14 protein-coding genes are annotated in these 16301 nt (G+C 63.0%); 9 read left to right on the top strand and 5 right to left on the bottom strand.

Going from position 1 to position 16301, the window contains the following annotated elements:
* On the bottom strand, positions 1-401 hold a 401-nt coding region (locus tag ACTOZL_RS09045; RefSeq protein WP_482478016.1), incomplete at its 3' end, for an N-acetylmuramoyl-L-alanine amidase.
* A 229-nt stretch (positions 402-630) separates the two neighbouring features.
* Between ACTOZL_RS09045 and ACTOZL_RS09040 the strand changes: the two genes are divergently transcribed.
* The 3 genes from ACTOZL_RS09040 to ACTOZL_RS09030 all read left to right on the top strand — a co-directional run bounded on the left by ACTOZL_RS09040 (position 631) and on the right by ACTOZL_RS09030 (position 3607).
* Positions 631-1395, top strand: a complete 765-nt coding sequence (locus ACTOZL_RS09040; protein ID WP_482478015.1) for an ABC transporter ATP-binding protein — start codon at positions 631-633, stop codon at positions 1393-1395.
* Positions 1392-3407, top strand: a complete 2016-nt coding sequence (locus ACTOZL_RS09035) for an ABC transporter permease (protein WP_482478013.1) — start codon at positions 1392-1394, stop codon at positions 3405-3407. The genes ACTOZL_RS09040 and ACTOZL_RS09035 overlap by 4 nt, the downstream gene beginning before the upstream one ends.
* A gap of 77 nt (positions 3408-3484) precedes the next feature.
* Entirely contained in the window at positions 3485-3607 is a 123-nt protein-coding gene (locus tag ACTOZL_RS09030; RefSeq protein ID WP_482478012.1) for a hypothetical protein, read from the top strand.
* 104 nt (positions 3608-3711) lie between these two features.
* Here the strand turns inward: ACTOZL_RS09030 and ACTOZL_RS09025 are convergent, their stop codons facing one another.
* From ACTOZL_RS09025 to ACTOZL_RS09010, 4 genes are all read right to left on the bottom strand, one after another.
* A complete protein-coding gene (locus ACTOZL_RS09025; RefSeq protein ID WP_482478011.1) occupies positions 3712-3948 on the bottom strand; it encodes a flagellin N-terminal helical domain-containing protein in 237 nt (78 codons plus the stop codon).
* Positions 3941-7360 (bottom strand): transcription-repair coupling factor, encoded by a 3420-nt coding sequence (gene mfd, locus ACTOZL_RS09020; protein ID WP_482478010.1) that lies wholly within the window; start codon positions 7358-7360, stop codon positions 3941-3943. Before mfd ends, ACTOZL_RS09025 begins: the two co-directional genes overlap by 8 nt.
* Positions 7361-7439: 79 nt before the next feature.
* Positions 7440-8033 (bottom strand): aminoacyl-tRNA hydrolase, encoded by a 594-nt coding sequence (pth, locus tag ACTOZL_RS09015; protein WP_482478009.1) that lies wholly within the window; start codon positions 8031-8033, stop codon positions 7440-7442.
* Between the two features lie 113 nt (positions 8034-8146).
* The gene (locus tag ACTOZL_RS09010) at positions 8147-9106 is read right to left on the bottom strand and encodes a ribose-phosphate pyrophosphokinase (protein WP_482478008.1); all 960 of its coding nucleotides are present in this window, start codon (positions 9104-9106) and stop codon (positions 8147-8149) included.
* Positions 9107-9419: 313 nt separating this feature from the next.
* On the opposite strand from ACTOZL_RS09010, the gene ACTOZL_RS09005 reads away from it, so the two are divergent.
* From ACTOZL_RS09005 to ACTOZL_RS08980, 6 genes are all read left to right on the top strand, one after another.
* Positions 9420-10688, top strand: a complete 1269-nt coding sequence (locus ACTOZL_RS09005) for a peptidylprolyl isomerase (RefSeq protein ID WP_482478007.1) — start codon at positions 9420-9422, stop codon at positions 10686-10688.
* A 244-nt stretch (positions 10689-10932) separates the two neighbouring features.
* The gene (locus ACTOZL_RS09000; protein WP_482478006.1) at positions 10933-12312 is read left to right on the top strand and encodes a S1C family serine protease; all 1380 of its coding nucleotides are present in this window, start codon (positions 10933-10935) and stop codon (positions 12310-12312) included.
* 252 nt (positions 12313-12564) lie between these two features.
* Positions 12565-13146, top strand: coding sequence for a Uma2 family endonuclease (locus tag ACTOZL_RS08995; protein ID WP_482478004.1), 582 nt, complete (start codon positions 12565-12567; stop codon positions 13144-13146).
* 484 nt (positions 13147-13630) lie between these two features.
* A complete protein-coding gene (locus ACTOZL_RS08990; protein ID WP_482478003.1) occupies positions 13631-14683 on the top strand; it encodes a methionine ABC transporter ATP-binding protein in 1053 nt (350 codons plus the stop codon).
* A complete protein-coding gene (locus ACTOZL_RS08985; protein WP_482478002.1) occupies positions 14676-15356 on the top strand; it encodes a methionine ABC transporter permease in 681 nt (226 codons plus the stop codon). The genes ACTOZL_RS08990 and ACTOZL_RS08985 overlap by 8 nt, the downstream gene beginning before the upstream one ends.
* Before the next feature lie 52 nt (positions 15357-15408).
* Positions 15409-16254, top strand: a complete 846-nt coding sequence (locus ACTOZL_RS08980) for a MetQ/NlpA family ABC transporter substrate-binding protein (protein ID WP_482478001.1) — start codon at positions 15409-15411, stop codon at positions 16252-16254.
* The last annotated feature ends 47 nt before the right edge of the window (positions 16255-16301 follow it).

The following is a 16301-nucleotide window of genomic DNA, read 5'->3' as shown; positions in this document are numbered from 1 at the left end:
TCCACGGCCTCCCGGTAGACCGCCTGGAAATATTGCCGGTCCACCAAGCCATCCTCGCAGATTTCAAAGCCCAGGTACCCCATGTCGTTGGCAGAGCCCTTGGATCCCCTGCCGGAGTGCCAGCCCCGGTAGGTCCAGGGCAGGGTCTGGTAGGTGGCGATGGTGCCGTCGGCCAGCTGCCCAATGAACGCGTGGACGCAGACCTTCTTGCCGTCGGGGTAGAGCTGGTTCCAGTGGTTCCCGTTGGGGTTCACCCCCAGGTGGCCGTCGTCCGGCTGGACATAGCGCCGCAGGGTGGGGTTGTTGGCCCCGGTGGAGTGGACCATAACCCCCCGGGGCTGAATCTCCACCGCCGCCTCGTAACAGGCGTTCTTCGTCAAAAACCAGGGTTTCAGTTTCATGCTGTTTCCTCCGTTCCCTCCATTGTATTCCAAATACCGCCAGGGGGTGCCCCCAGGGGAACAGTTTAGAAAGCCTTAAGAGCTGTGACAAAACTGTCACAGCCAGCCCCCCAACTGTCACCGGATTCGATGTCGAAACCGGTGGCGTTTCTTGTATACTAGGCTTGTAATGAGGGGGGCGGGACGGCTCCCGGGAAAACGGAACCACACGTCAAAGGAGGTCATTTCTATGGCTATGTTAGAAGTTTCCTGTTTGAAAAAGATTTACACCACCCGTTTTGGCGGGAACCGTGTCCAGGCCCTGCGCAGCGTGTCCTTTTCTGTGGAGAAGGGGGAGTATGTGGCCATCATGGGGGAGTCCGGCTCCGGCAAGACCACGTTGTTGAACATCCTGGCGGCCCTGGACCAGCCCACGGAGGGCAAGGTATTCCTGGAAGGGCGGGACCTTTCCAGCGTGAAGGAGCGGGACCTGGCCGCCTTCCGCCGGGACAACCTGGGCTTTGTGTTCCAGGACTTCAACCTCCTGGACACCTTCAGCTTAGAGGACAACATCTACCTCCCCCTGGTCCTGGCGGGGGTGGAGGTCCGGGAGATGCAGGAGCGTTTGTCCCCCATCGCCAAGACCCTGGGCATCACCAGCCTATTGAAGAAGTACCCCTATGAGGTCTCTGGGGGCCAGAAGCAGCGGGCCGCCGTGGCCCGGGCCCTGATTACCCGGCCGAAGCTCCTCCTGGCCGACGAACCCACCGGGGCCCTGGACTCCAAGGCCACCGACGAGCTTTTAGGCCTCTTCGCCCAGGTGAACCGCCTGGGGCAGACCCAGCTGATGGTCACCCACTCCGTAAAGGCCGCCAGCCACGCGGGACGGGTGCTGTTCATCAAGGACGGCGAGGTGTTCCACCAGCTCTACCGGGGGGAGAGCAGCAACCAACAGTTCTATCAAAAAATCGCCGACACCCTCACGGTGCTCTCCACAGGAGGTGAGCAGGCATGAAGCTCTATCCCAAGCTGGCCCTGAGCAGCTTTCGCAAGAATGGCCGCTTCTACCTCCCCTATATCCTCACCTGCGCCGGGATGGTGCTGATGTGCTACATCGTCCGCTACCTGGGGGGCCTGCCCCAGCTGGATACCGTCCGGGGCGGGGCCATGGTGAAGAGCTGCCTGGGGATGGGCGTGTCCATCATCGGCCTGTTTTCCGTGATTTTCCTCTTTTACACCAACGCGTTCCTCATGCGCCGCAGGAAGATGGAGTTTGGTCTGTACAATATCCTGGGCCTGAGCAAGGGCAACCTGAGTATGCTCCTGCTGGTGGAGACGGTTATGATTGCCGTCCTCTCCCTGGTGCTGGGGCTGGCGGGGGGCATTGCCCTGAGCAAGCTCACGGAGCTGCTCCTTCTGCGCCTGGTGGGCGGGGAGAGCGGCTACGGCCTGCTGGTGGACCTAAACGCCCTGGGCAGCTGCCTGGCTCTCTTCGGGGTCATTTTCGTCCTGCTGTACCTGAACAGCCTGTGGCAGCTGCGCCGGGCCAATGCCATTGCCCTGCTGCACAGTGAGACGGTGGGGGAGAAGCCGCCCAAAGCCAACTATCTCCTGGCCCTAGGGGGCCTGGTGCTGTTGGGCGGGGCCTATTACGTCTCTGTCACCATTGAGGACCCCATCTCGGCCCTGGGGCTGTTCTTCTTTGCTGTGGGGGTGGTGATTGTGGCCACCTACCTGCTGTTCATCTCCGGGTCCGTGACCCTGTGCCGGGCCTTGCAAAAGAACAAGCGGTATTATTATAAGAAACAGCACTTCATCTCCGTGTCCTCCATGGCCTACCGGATGAAGCGCAACGGTGCGGGCCTGGCGTCCGTGTGCATCCTCAGCACTATGGTGCTGGTGATGATGGCGGGGAGCTGCTGCCTGTACTTCGGCACCGAGGGCAGCCTGATGAACCGCTACCCCAGGGAGCTGAACTTGCGCCTGGACTTTGAGACCACGGCGGACCTGTCCCTGCGGGAGGGGGTCCGGGGAAAGATTGACGGCTTCCTGGACCAGCAGGGCGTTACCCCGGAGAATCCCAGGGAACTCATCATGGCCAACTGTTCCGGCATCCTGGAGGGGAACAAGGTTGTCACCAATTCCGAGGGCTATGGGGTGGTCAGCCTAACTACAGCGGACTTGCGCACCATCTATTTCATCCCTTTGGAGGAGTACAACCGTGGCCTGGGCCTCCAGGAGACCTTGGAGCCGGGGCAAGCCCTGGTGTACGGCCTCTCTGCCCAGGAATATCCCAGCCTGGACATCGGGGGGGCGGTCACCCTGGAACTGGTGAAAACCGTACCGGAGATGCTCACCGTAGGGGGTTCCACTGTGGATGTGGCCCCCAGCCTCTTCCTGGTGGTGCCGGAGCTGGGGCCGGTGCTGGACCAGTTGAACACTCTGCCGGAGTTCTCCCAGCGCTTTACCATCCATCCCATCTGGGAGTACGCCTTTGACGCCGGGTTGGAGCCGGAGGCGGAGATGGCCCTGGCCCAGGACCTGAAGGACCTGCTCTGGGACGGGGCGGAAGCGGGGCAGTATAGCGTTGGCGTGGATTCCCGGGAGGCCAACCGGGGGGATTTTGTGGCCACCTACGGGGCCGTCCTCTTCCTAGGCGTCCTGCTGACGGTGGTGTTCCTCTTTGCCACCGTGCTCATCCTCTACTACAAGCAGATCACCGAGGGCTATGAGGATCAATCCCGCTTCGGGATTATGCAGAAGGTGGGCATGAGCAAGGGGGATATCCGGAAAAGCGTCAATTCCCAACTGCTGACGGTGTTTTTCCTGCCCCTGGCGGTGGCCCTGGCCCACCTGGCCTTTGCCTTCCCCATGGTGCGGAGAATCCTAATGCTCTTCAACCTCTGGGACCTGTCCCTGCTGCTGACCATCACCGGAATCACCGTGGTGGTGTTCGCCCTGCTGTACTTCCTGGTGTACACCATCACCGCCCGGATGTATTACCGCATTGTGGCAGACGGACGGTAACCGCGGCTGGAAATGCCCACCAGGGTGTGGACGTTTTGGGGCAGCCGTGGTACAATGGACCCGAAGCGGTGAGGCCCATGGACACAGAGACAACCATGGCCCAAGGGCTGGCAGATACCAACGCCCGGGAGATCGCGGTGCCGTTGCGCTCCTCGTATTCCGCGGCCCCGCAGCGGCCTCAAACGCTGTGGTTCCCATGATACCATAATAAGAAAAAACGCTGTGGGTGGGGTTTCCATCCACAGCGTTTTTCTGTCTGTCCTAGGCCTGGGGAAACGGCCGCAGCGGTCTCCCGGGGTGCCGTTCACAGCATCCACAGAGAGTCCGCCACCTGGTCGATCTCCCCTTTCAGCCGGTGGAACTCCCCTTGGAGGCGGGCACGCCTTGGGGGGGTACACTCCGGCCGGGAGGCCAGCTGGGCCAAATTCTCCATGCGTTGGAGCAGCTCTTGAATCTGGGCCAGCTTGGCGTCCAGGGCTTGGAGCTTCTCTTGCCGCTGGGCCTCGTCCAGTTCTCGGGTATCCAATGCCTGCTCATCCATGGCCGCCGCCTCCCTTCTGGGCCTGTTCCTGGGCCTGGTGTAAATCCGTCAGCACAATCCCCGCCAGCTTCAGCACGTCGTCGCCCTTCTTCAGCCGCAGGGCCAGGTGGGGCTTCTCCCCGGCGGCGAAGAGCAGCCGCTGCTTGTATTTCTCCATAGAGCACAGCAGGGCCACCACCTGGAAGTCCGGCTTGGGCAGGGAGAAGCGCAGCAGGGATTCCTTCTGGACCAGCTCTGTCACCCCGCACAGCGCCGCCTTGGCCCGGAGCAGGGCAATGGTGATGAGGTTGGCCACCGCCTTGGGCGGGTCGCCGTAGCGGTCGATGAGCTCGTCCAGGATATCCTCCCCTTCCGCCTCCTCCTGGACCCGGGCCATACGGCGGTAGAGGTCCATGCGCTGTTCCGGGGCGGGAATATACTTCTCCGGGATGGAGGCGGGCACAGACAGCTCTGCCGTGCAGGCGGCGGGACGGGGGGCCACAGGCTTTCCCTGCTCCTCCAGCACCGCCTCTTCCAGCAGGCGCAAATAGAGGTCATAGCCCACGCTCATGAGAAAGCCAGACTGCTCCGGCCCCAGCAGGTTCCCCGCCCCCCGGATCTCCAAATCCCGCATGGCGATCTTGAAGCCGGAGCCAAAGGCGGCGTACTCCCGGATGGCGCTGAGGCGCTTGGACTGGTCCTCGGTGAGCACCCGGTTGGGGCGGTAGGACAGATAGGCAAAGGCCCGCCGGGCACTGCGCCCCACCCGTCCCCGGAGCTGGTGGAGCTGGCTCAGGCCGAAGCGCTCTGCGTCCTCCACAATAAGGGTGTTCACATTGGGCAGGTCCACCCCCGTCTCGATGATGGTGGTACACACCAGGATGTCCACTTCCCCGTCGGTCATGCGCCCCATGATGTCGCTGATCTCCTCCTGGTCCAGCTTCCCGTGGGCCACCGCCACCCGGACCTCCTCCCCCAACAGCTCCTTGAGCTTGTTGGCGGTGCGGGCGATGCTCTCGGTGTGGTTGTGGAGGTAATACACCTGGCCTCCCCGTTCCAGCTCCCGGCGCATGGCGTCGGCCAGGATGCCCCAGTCGTGCTCCAACACGTAGGTCTGCACCGGCTGGCGGTTGGCGGGGGCCTGCTCCAAGGTGGACATATCCCGCAGCCCCGACAGGGCCATGTTTAAGGTCCGGGGGATGGGGGTGGCGGAGAGGGTCAAGACATCCACCTGCCGGGCCAGCTTTTTGAGCTTCTCCTTGTGGCCCACCCCGAAGCGCTGCTCCTCGTCCACCACCAGCAGCCCCAGGTCCTGGAAGTGGATGTCCTTCCCCAGGAGCTTATGGGTGCCCACCAGCAGGTCCACGGAGCCCTCCGCCGTGCGCCGCAGGATGTCCCGGGCCTGGGCGGCGGTGCGGTAACGGGAGATCATCTCAATCTCCACAGGGAACTGGGCAAAGCGTTTCAGGGCGGTCATATAGTGCTGCTGGGCCAGGACGGTGGTGGGAACCAAAATCGCCGCCTGTTTCCCCTCCAACACGCATTTCATCACCGCCCGGAAGGCCACCTCTGTTTTACCATAGCCCACATCCCCACAGAGCAGGCGGTCCATGGGGGTGGGTTTTTCCATGTCCGCCTTGATCTCCCGGACGCAGCGCAGCTGGTCGTCGGTCTCCGCGTAGGGGAACTGGGCCTCAAAGTCCTGCTGCCAGGGGCTGTCGGGGGCGAAGGCGTAGCCCTCCAAGCGCTGGCGCTGGGCGTAGAGCTGGATGAGCCCCTTGGCCATATCCTTGGCGGCCTTTTTGGCCCGGGCCTTGTCCCGCTCCCAGGCGGTGCCCCCCAGGCGGGAGAGGCGCTTTTTGTCCGGGTCGTCCCCGCTGCCGATGTACTTGGACACCAAATCCAGCTGCAGGGCGGGGACATACAACACATCCGAGGCGGCAAATTGCAGCTTGATATAATCCCGGGGGGTGCCGTCCACAGACATCTTCACCATCCCCAAGAAACGGCCGATGCCGTGGGACTCGTGGACCACCAGGTCCCCCGGGGCCAGGTCCGTGAAGGATTCCAAGCGCTGGCGGTTGGAGGTGGGGGTGCTGCTGCGCCGCCGCTGCCGGGGCTGGGGGGGCGGGGCCCCCTCTGCCAGCACGGCGAAATGGCCGTCGGGATAGTCGAAGCCTGCGGAGAGGTCCCCCACGGCAAGGGTGATCCGCCCTGGCTCCGGGAGGTCGTGGAGGTGTTCGTCCACAGCGCTGTGGATGTTCTTCTCCCGGAGCATCCCCTGTAGGGCGTCGGCCTTCCGGCGGCTGGCGGTGAGGACCACCACGGCGAAGTCCTGGCGCTGGTAGGCCTGCAAATCCTCCACCATGGCCTCAAAGTGCATGGCGCTGCCGGGGAGCTGCCGGGCGGTGAGGGAGAGGAGGAACCGGGGGGGCACCGGCAGGCCCCCGGTGGTAAACGCATCTAGGTAGAGGAGGGTCCGGGGGGCCTGCCCTGCCTGGCACAAATCCTCAAAATCCTTGGCAAAGCTGCTATCCTTGCCGGAGAGCAGCCCCTGCTCCAACAGGGCCTTTACGTCCTCCCCCAGCTGCCACAGGTAGCTCTTGGCCCGGTCGGCCAGGCGGCTGGTGTCGCTGAAGGCCAGGAGGGCATGATCGGGCAGGTAGTCCAGCCCGGCTGCCAGGGTTTTGTATACCTGGGGCAGGGCCAGGTCCGCCGGCTCTGCCGGGGCCCCCAGCACTTCCCGGGCGGGGAGGATGGCATACCGGCTCTGTTGTCCGCTGCGCCGCTGGGTGGCGGGGTCGAAATACCCCATGGAGTCGATGGTATCCCCCCAGAATTCCAGGCGCATAGGCAGGTCGGACCCGGGGGAGTACACGTCCAGAATGCCCCCCCGCAGGGCAAACTGCCCGACCCCCTCCACCTGGTCACAGCGGGCATAGCCCCCCTGGGCCAGGAAGTCCGCCAGGGCCTCCAAGTCATGGGCCTGGTCCACCGCCAGGGTTGTGCTGTGGCGGTCAAACTCCTCCGGGGGCAGGGTCCGTTGGAGCAAGCCCTCCACCGTGGCCACCAGCACCGGGCAGCGCCCTTGGCGCAGGGCGGCCAAGGTCTCCAACCGCTGGTGCTCCCACTGGCGGGAGGCGGAGGAGGGGTGGAAGCAGAACTCCCGGGCGGTGAGCAGCCGGGGTTCTACCCCGGTGAATGCCGCCAGGTCCCCGGCGGCGCGTTTGGCCTCCCCCTCGTCGGCGCACACCAGCACCAGGGGACGCTGGGTGGCCAGGTGCAGCCCGGCGGCCAAATGGGCACGGTGAACCGCCCCCAAGCCGGAGAGGGCCAGGGGGGCCCTGCCCTGGTTCAGGGCGTCCAGGATGCGGGGGTAGTCCGTCAGGCGGGAGAGTAGCTGCGGCAGCAAGGCCGTGGATCGCTGTGGCACAGGTGGTCGCTCCTTTCGGTGGGGTGGGGGTTTCTGATCGTTAATTGTATGCGGCGGGAGAGGGGTTCATGCTCAGGTGTTATCCATTAAACCCCGCCATCGCCGCGTCCACGCCCTTTTCCAGCAGCAGGGTGACGGCGTCCGCCGCCCGGTGGATGGCGGCTTCCATTACCTTGCGGTCCTCGCCGCTGGGCTTGCCCAGCACCCAGCCGGCCATGTCGCTGTCGGGATGGGGCTTGTCCCCCACCCCCACCTTCACCCGGGGGAACTGGTCTGTACCCAGGTGGGCAATGATGCTTTTCAGCCCGTTGTGCCCCCCGGCGGAGCCAGCGCGGCGGATGCGCAGCTTCCCCTGGGGCAGGGCCACGTCGTCGGAGACCACCAGCACCCGCTCCGGGGGGATTTTATAGAACTGGGCCGCTTGGCCCACGGACTCCCCGGAGAGGTTCATATAGGTGGTGGGCTTCATCAGCAGCACCGCTTGCCCGCCGATGAGGGCGGTGTTGGTGAGGGCCTTGTGCTTTAGCCGCTGCACCGGGATGTCCGCCCGTTCCGCCAGCTCATCCACCACCAGAAAGCCCATGTTGTGCCGGGTCCACGCATACTTGGGGCCGGGGTTCCCCAGGCCCACAACCAGCCAGCCCACCGGGCCGGGCCGTTGCCTAAAAAACATAGCTGCCACCTCAAAGATCGTGTCGAACGCAGAGAGAAAGCGGAGCAAAGCTCCGCTTTCTCTTGTGCCTCGCAGAGTCCACGCCCCAAGGGCGTGAAAAGTGTTTTTGTGCCTTAGACGAATAGGCGGGAGACAGAGTCCTCGTGGTAAATAAAGCTGATGGCGTCCGCCAGCACCGGGGCGGCGGAGACGTACTTGATCTTATCGCACTTGGCCTCTGTGTCGGCGGGGATGGTGTCCAGGAAGAGCACCTCCTTGATGGCGCTGTCCTGAAGCCGCTGGATGGCCGGGCCGGAGAGCACCCCGTGGGAGGCGCAGGCGAACACCTCCGTGGCCCCGCCCAGCTCCACCAGGGCCTGGGCGGCCCCGCAGAGGGAACCGGCGGTATCCACCATGTCGTCCAGGAGGATCACCCGCTTGCCCTGGACATCCCCGATGATGTTCATCACCTCGGAGGAATTGGCCTTCTGGCGGCGCTTGTCCACGATGGCCATGTTCATGCCCAGCTTCTGGGCAAAGGCCCGGGCCCGGGCCACGGAGCCCACGTCAGGGGAGACCACCATGGTCCCCTCGGTGTCGTCGCCGAAGCGGCTCTTGAAATGCTCCACGAACAGGGGGCTGCCCAGGAGGTTGTCCACGGGAATGTCGAAGAAGCCCTGGATCTGGGCGGCGTGGAGGTCCATGGTCAGCACCCGGTTGGCCCCGGCGGTGGTGAGCATGTTGGCCACCAGCTTGGCGGAGATGGGGTCCCGGGGCTTGGCCTTGCGGTCCTGGCGGGCGTAGCCGAAATAGGGGATCACCGCGGTGATGCGCCCGGCGGAAGCCCGCTTGAAGGCGTCGATCATCACCAGCAGCTCCATGAGGCTGTCGTTCACCGGGGAGCAGGTGGATTGGATGACGAACACATCCGAGCCCCGCACGGACTCATAGATGGAAACGAAGCACTCCCCGTCAGAGAAGGAGCCACATTCCATATTCCCCAGAGGTAGGCGCAGCTCCTTGCAAATGGCCTGCGCCAGCGGCCGGTTGGAATTGCCGGCGAAAATTTTCAGATCCTTACCATGTGAGATCATCGTAACATCCCTCTCGATTCTGTATTTCTTCCGCAGCCCTGCGGAGATCCTCTCTTGTGCTCCCATTATATCAAACAAACGCGGCTTTTGCACGTCCATTCCAAAGATTTTTGTATAAATTTTTCTCCCCCTCTTTGGTCTCTTTGACGGGGCAGCCCGGGGCGCCTCGTCAAAAAACGGTTGTCAGCCAAGGGAAAGCGTGCTATAATACGGTTTCATATTAAACATGATACAATCCCTGCCCCGGCGGGGAGCCCACCGGCCCTGCCGCCCCAGGCACGCACCGGGGGCACACGAAAAAGGAGAACAAAGCATGAAGAACATTCGCAACAGAGCCCTGGCCCTGGTGCTGGCCCTGGTGCTGCTCACCGGCCTGCTCAGCGGCTGCGGCCAGGAGGAGGACCCCATCCAGGAGGCCTTTGGCTTCCCTGGCGACACGGTGATGCTCACCGTGGACGGCAACGATGTCACCGCCTCGGACCTGATGTACTGGATGGCCTACAACGCCGACTACATCGCCCAGTATTACCAGACCATAGGCCAGGAGATCGACTGGTCCGCCACCCTGGGGGGCAGCCAGCCTGTGGGGGAATATGTGAAGGAGCAGTCCCGCCAGACCGCCATCCTCTACAGCACCGTCACCGCCCACACCGCCGCCGCCGGCTACAGCTTCGACCCCGACGACGCCGACTATAAGGTCCAGTTCGAGGAGGCCAAGGAGAACATGGGGGGCCAGGAGGAGTTCCAGCGCTTCCTGAAGGAGATGTGCCTCACCGAGGACAGCTTCCACGCGGTAAACTCCGTGGCCCTGGTGTACCAGCATATGCAGGAGGGCATCTGCCGCAAGGGCGGCGAGTATGAGCCCAGCCAGGAGGAGCTGAAGCAGTATGTGGCAGACAAGGACCTGCTCTCCGCCCGCCACATCCTCCTGATGACCAAGGACCCCCAGACCAACGAAGCCCTGAGCCAGGAGCAGGCCGCCGAGAAGAAAACCAAGGCCGAGGGCTTTGTCTCCCAGCTTCAGGCCATCGAGGACCCCAAGCAGCGCAGCGACAAGTTCAATGAGCTGATGAAGGCCAACAGCGAGGACAGCGGCTTAGCCAGCTATCCCAACGGCTACCTCTTCGGGGCCGGAGAGATGGTGGCGGAATTCGAGGAGGCCACCCGTGGCCTGGAAATCGGCCAGGTCAGCGGCATTGTGGAGAGCAATTACGGCTACCACATCATCCTCCGGGACGACCCCACCCAGTCTGAAGAGCTGCTGAACAGCTGGGCAGAGACAAAGATGCAGGACCTGTCCAACGAGTGGGTGACCGAGGCGGTGGTGGAGGACAAGGAAGCCTTCACCAACCTGGACGTGGCTGATTTCTATGCCAAGCTCACCGCCTACCGGGACTCCCTCCAAGCAGAGGACGAGGGCCAGGAGGATACCAACAGCGGCGAGGATGCCAACAGCGGCAAAGAGGACGGCGGCCAGGCCGGGGACAGCCAGGAATCCGACCCCCAAGCCCCTGCCCAGGAGGGCGGCAAGCCCGAGGATGGCGGCACCCCAGACAGCAAGCCCGACGGGGACAGCCAGTAAGCATCCCGCCCCGCCAAACAGACAAAACCACGGACGCCTCTCCCGATCCCGGGGAAAGGCGTCCGTTTTCTTAAAAATATTTCACGGGAATGTCATGAAATCTTCATAATTCTATTCTATACTGTGGCCAGCATACAAGAAAGGGGACAAGTTCGCCCCCCTTCCGCCGGGAAACGGCACATGTTCACAGCCCGGCGGAAATAAGATAGAAAGGACTTCCCTGACTGACAAGGAGGCAATGGAAATGGAAAACAGAAACAACGGTTGGAGCGGCGGCCAGCAAGACTACAACCACAGCTACAATTTTGGTGGTGGCTACCCCGTCCCCACCGGCGACGACTTCCCGCCCCCCAGCGGCGGGGAAACGCCCCCCGGCCAAACGCCCCCCTGGCGCCGCAAGCCCAAGAAGAACTGGGGCGCGGCAAAGCTGGTGGCCCTGTGCCTGCTGTGCGCCCTCATCGGGGGCAGTGTGTACCCCATCTACCGGACGGTGGCCGGGAGCTCCACGGCCATCCACGTGGGCCAGCGCACCGCCACAGAGCTGACCACCAAAACCGTGGACACCGAGAAGGAGCTGACCCCCGCCGAGCTCTACAACAGCTATGTGGGCTCCACCGTGGGCATCACCGTGGACCTGGTGGGCACCAACATCTTCGGCCAGCGGGTCACCGCCGCCGCCGCAGGCTCCGGCTTCGTGATTACGGAGAACGGCTACATCCTCACCAACTACCACGTAGTAGAGAACGCCAACGAGATCACCGTCACCTTCGTGGACGGCAAGACCTACCCCGCCACCTACGTGGGGGGCGAGAAGGCCAACGACATCGCCGTCATTAAAATCGAGGCGGAGGGCCTCACCCCGGTGGTCCTGGGCTCTTCGGACAACATGCGGGTGGGGGAGCAGGTGATTACCATCGGCAACCCCCTGGGTGAGCTGACCTTCACCGAAACCGCCGGCATCATCTCCGCCGTGAACCGCACCATCACCATGTCCGACGGGCGGAAAATCAACATGATCCAGACCGATTGCGCCATCAACTCCGGCAACTCCGGCGGGCCCCTGTTCAACCTCCACGGGGAGGTCATCGGGGTGGTTTCCGCCAAATACTCCGGCAGCGGCAGCAGCGATTCCGCCAGCGTGGAGGGCTTAGGCTTTGCCATCCCCATTGACGACGTGGCAGACATCGTCTCGGAGCTGGTGACCAACGGCTACGTCTCCGGCAAGCCCTTCATGGGGGTGGGACTGGGCGACGTGGATGAGCAGGCCCAGGCCTACGGCGTCCCCGCCGGGGCCGTGGTCAGCCTGGCGCCCGATGGCCTGCCGGCGGCCAAGGCCGGCATCCAGGTGGGGGACATCATTACCGCCCTGGACGGCAAGGCCGTGAAGGGCCGCGATGAGCTCACCGCAGCGGTGAAGGAGCACGCCGTGGGGGACAGCGTAACCCTCTCCGTGTTCCGGAGCGGGGAAAAGCTAGAGGTAAAGGTCACCCTGGCGGAGTCCACCCCAGAGCTCCAGGAGATTTACGAAAAGGCCCAGACTGCCTATGAGGAGGAGCAGGCCCAGAAGCGGCAGCAGCAGTCCCAGCAGGGGGGCTACAGCTACGGCTGGCCGTTCACCTGGTAAGCATCCGGTACGGACGAAGCTATGATACAGCGGCATTCTCTCACCAGGGGATGCCGCTGTCTTTTCCTGATAGGGCTTGCGAAACCGAACAGCAATCGGGTATAATAAGGGAAAAAGCAGCAGCTTTCGGCTCTGCTGGAGGTTTGAGAGCTTGCCCCCGCTGCCCTGCAGCTATTGTATCACGGGCATCTCATAGCCTGCTGATAGCTGAAATTGATTCACTTGAAACGTATTATACGAGGAGGTACGGCCATGGCAAATCTAGACCATACCCTAGCGTTCCAGGAGACCCCTTGGGAGGAGCTCATCAACGGCAACGTCGTCCTCATGTCCCCACGGCCCGCAGTCAATCACAATTTCGTAGCCGGGAATATCTACCGTATTTTCTCCAACTACCTCCACGGAAAGCGCTGCACCCCATTTCCCGATGGGACGGACTTATATTTGACAGAGCAGGACCGCTTTGTCCCCGACGGGATGATCGTCTGTGACCCAGGCAAAATCCACCATGACGGAGTCCATGGTCCCCCGGACCTGGTGGTGGAGGTCCTATCCCCCAGCACGGCCAAATACGACCGGAACCACAAACGGGAGATCTACGAACGCTGTGGGGTCCGGGAATACTGGATCGTCAGCCCCAACGACAGGACTGTGGAGCAGTATTTCCTTCAAAACGGGCACTTTGTGACCCATGAAGTCTATGTGCTCCATCCCGACTGGTTCCTGGCCCATCTGACCCAGGAGGAACGCGCCGCGGTGGTCACCACCTTCCAGTGCAGCCTATACGACGACTTGGACATCCACTTGGAGGATATCTTTTACCGCTTGATTTGACACAGCCGCCCTGGGCGGTTGTGTTAAAAACCCTCCGGCCTGCAGCAGGATCAGCGGCAGCATTACCCACAGGCATTATATGTTTTCAACAACCCCGCCCCCCTCACAGTTTCCCCACTTCGTCAGATTTCTCCTTGACATTTGCGCCGATTTGTCGTAAATTATTGGGGTACAATGGAACAACACAAAGACGATGAAGAGAAGAGTACCCTGGGAGCTACGGCACAGAGAGCCCTGCATTGGTGGGAGAGGGCGCGGAATGCCTGGGGGAACATGGCCTCGGAGTCTCGCACCGACCGGGAATCCTCCCGCAGGCTGCGACGGGTGCGCCCGTCATTGCGCAAGGGTGTGTCAGCACCCAGAAAGGCCGCGCCTCGCGAGGGGCCCGGCAAACCAAGGTGGTACCACGGCTATGCAGTCGTCCTTGACAGCGGGTCAAGGGCGGCTTTTTTGTGTTCACACCAGACAGAAAGAAGGGAACGCTGTGCGCGACGATTCCATACAAGTGCAAGAGAACAAGGGCTATGGCGGGGCGTCCATCCAAATCCAGCACCTGAACAAGACCTTCGGCGCCGGGCCCGACCAGGTCCAGGCCCTGGGGGACATCAACCTGGACATCCGCCCCGGGGAGATTTTCGGCATCATCGGCCTGTCCGGGGCGGGGAAATCCACCCTGGTGCGGTGCATGAACCTCCTGGAACGCCCCACCTCCGGGCGAGTCCTGGTGGAGGGGAAGGACATCACCCAGCTCTCCATCCGGGAGCTGCGCCGGGCCCGGCAGTCCATCAGCATGATTTTCCAGAGCTTCAACCTGCTCATGCAGCGCACCGCCCTGGAAAACATCTGCTTCCCCCTGGAACTGGCGGGGATGAAGGGGAGCCAGGCCCGGGAAAAGGCCCGCGGCCTGCTGAAGCTGGTAGGCCTGGCGGAGCGGGAGAACGCCTACCCCGCCCAGCTCTCCGGGGGCCAGAAGCAGCGGGTGGCCATCGCCCGGGCCCTGGCCACGGACCCCAAGGTGCTCCTGTGCGACGAGGCCACCTCCGCCCTGGACCCCTCCACCACCCAGTCCATCCTGGAACTGCTCAAGGAGCTGAACCAAAAGCTGGGGGTGACCATGGTGGTCATTACCCACCAGATGAACGTCATTGAGGCCATCTGCCACCGGGTGGCCATCCTGGACGGGGGCGTGGTGGCGGAGGAAGGGAACGTCACCGAGATTTTTGCCAACCCCAGGAGCGCCATCGGCCGCCAGTTCGTCTACCCCGACGGGGTGCAGATCCCAAAGCTCACCAGCAGCAAGGTGGTGCGGGTGGTGTTCAACGGCGGCTCCTCTTACGAGCCCCTCATCGCCTCCCTGGCCATCGACTGCGGGGTGAAGGTGAATATCTTAGGGGCCGACACCCGGAACATCGACGGCAAGGCCTTCGGCTCCATGCTCTTAGGGCTGCCCAAGGACCAAGGGGAGGCCAACAAGGCCCTGCGCTATCTCCGCGGCCAGGCGGATATCACTGTAGAGGAGGTGCCCGCAGATGCTTGAAGCTCTCAGCGCCTTTTGGGCGGAATACGGGACCATCCTGCTCCAAGGGACCCGTGACACCTTGATTATGACCCTTGTGGCCACCATCTTTGCCTATATCCTGGGGGTGCCCATCGGGGTATTCCTGGTGATCACCCAGCCCCACGGGATATGGCCCAACAGGATCATCAACCGGGTCCTGGGGTGGATCGTGAACATCGGCCGCTCCCTGCCCTTCATCATCCTGATGATTCTGGTGATGGGCTTTACCAAGCTCCTGGTGGGCACCAAGCTGGGGGTCCGGGGGGCCACGCCGCCCCTGGTGATCTCCGCCGCCCCCTTCATCGCCCGGATGGTGGAAACCTCCCTCATGGAGGTGGACGCCGGAGTCATCGAGGCCGCCCAGTCCATGGGGGCCAGCGTGCCCCAGATCGTGCGGAAGGTCTACCTCCCCGAGGCAAAGCCCTCCCTGATTTTGGGGGCCTCCATCTCCACCATCACCATCCTGGCCTACACCGCCATGGCCGGGGCCATCGGCGCCGGGGGCCTGGGGGACCTGGCCATCCGCTACGGCTACCAGCGGGGCGTGGACTCCATGCTCTGGGCCACCGTGATCCTCATCATCGTCCTGGTGCAGATCATACAATCCGTGTTCAGTTGGCTGTCCACCAAAATGGACAAGCGCCTGAGATAAACGAGCCTCCGGGCTCCACCCACACATTTTCTTGAAGGAGGAAACAACCAACATGAAAAAGATCCTTGCACTGCTCCTGGCCCTGACCATGGCTCTGGGCCTGGCCGCCTGCGGCACCACCCCCGCCCCCGCTGAGGAAGAGGGCAAGACCGACGAACCCACCAACAACGGCGAGGCCGTCACCCTGCGGGTGGGCGCTTCCCCCACCCCCCACGCCGAAATCCTCAGACAGGTGGTCGAACCCCTGAAGGAACAGGGCATTACCTTGGAAATCGTGGAATATGGCGACTATGTGGTCCCCAACACCGCCGTGGAAGAGGGGGAGGACGACGCCAACTACTTCCAGCACACCCCCTACATGGAGAACCACAACGCCAAGCATGGCACCCATCTGGTGGCCGTGGCAGAGCTGCACAATGAGCCCATGGGCATTTACGCCGGCAAGTGCACCAGCCTGGACGAGCTGGCTGACGGCGCTACCATCGCCATCCCCAACGACGCCACCAACGAGGGCCGCGCCCTGCTGCTGCTGGAAGCCCAGGGCCTCATCACCCTGAAGGAAGAAGCCGGCCTGGAATGCACCCCCAACGACATCGCCGAGAACCCCAAGAACCTGAAGTTCTCCGAGATGGAGGCCGCCATGCTGCCCCAGACGGTGGAAGAAGTGGACCTGTCCGTGATCAACTCCAACTACGCCCTGGAAGGCGGCTTTGACCCCACCAAGGACGCCCTGGCCACTGAGACTGCCGACACCACCCCCTACCCCAACATCCTGTGCGTGAAGGAGGGCAACGAGAACAACGAGGCCATCAAGGCCCTTGTTGCGGCCCTCAAGACCGACGAGGTGCGCAGCTTCATCGAAGAGACCTACAAGGGCGCTGTGGTGCCCCTGTTCTAAGGGAACCACACCCCCCAAAAACCGACCCCAAAGCGGCACATGGAACC

Source organism: Evtepia sp. (assembly GCF_056797215.1).
This window is presented reverse-complemented; position numbering and strand designations above follow the sequence as displayed.

Coding starts and splice junctions, on each gene's coding strand:
- ACTOZL_RS09040 (WP_482478015.1), top strand. CDS start 631: ATGGCTATGTTAGAAGTTTCCTGTTTGAAAAAGATTTACACCACCCGT.
- ACTOZL_RS09035 (WP_482478013.1), top strand. CDS start 1,392: ATGAAGCTCTATCCCAAGCTGGCCCTGAGCAGCTTTCGCAAGAATGGC.
- ACTOZL_RS09030 (WP_482478012.1), top strand. CDS start 3,485: ATGGACACAGAGACAACCATGGCCCAAGGGCTGGCAGATACCAACGCC.
- ACTOZL_RS09025 (WP_482478011.1), bottom strand. CDS start 3,948: ATGGATGAGCAGGCATTGGATACCCGAGAACTGGACGAGGCCCAGCGG.
- pth (WP_482478009.1), bottom strand. CDS start 8,033: ATGTTTTTTAGGCAACGGCCCGGCCCGGTGGGCTGGCTGGTTGTGGGC.
- ACTOZL_RS09010 (WP_482478008.1), bottom strand. CDS start 9,106: ATGATCTCACATGGTAAGGATCTGAAAATTTTCGCCGGCAATTCCAAC.
- ACTOZL_RS09005 (WP_482478007.1), top strand. CDS start 9,420: ATGAAGAACATTCGCAACAGAGCCCTGGCCCTGGTGCTGGCCCTGGTG.
- ACTOZL_RS09000 (WP_482478006.1), top strand. CDS start 10,933: ATGGAAAACAGAAACAACGGTTGGAGCGGCGGCCAGCAAGACTACAAC.
- ACTOZL_RS08995 (WP_482478004.1), top strand. CDS start 12,565: ATGGCAAATCTAGACCATACCCTAGCGTTCCAGGAGACCCCTTGGGAG.
- ACTOZL_RS08985 (WP_482478002.1), top strand. CDS start 14,676: ATGCTTGAAGCTCTCAGCGCCTTTTGGGCGGAATACGGGACCATCCTG.
- ACTOZL_RS08980 (WP_482478001.1), top strand. CDS start 15,409: ATGAAAAAGATCCTTGCACTGCTCCTGGCCCTGACCATGGCTCTGGGC.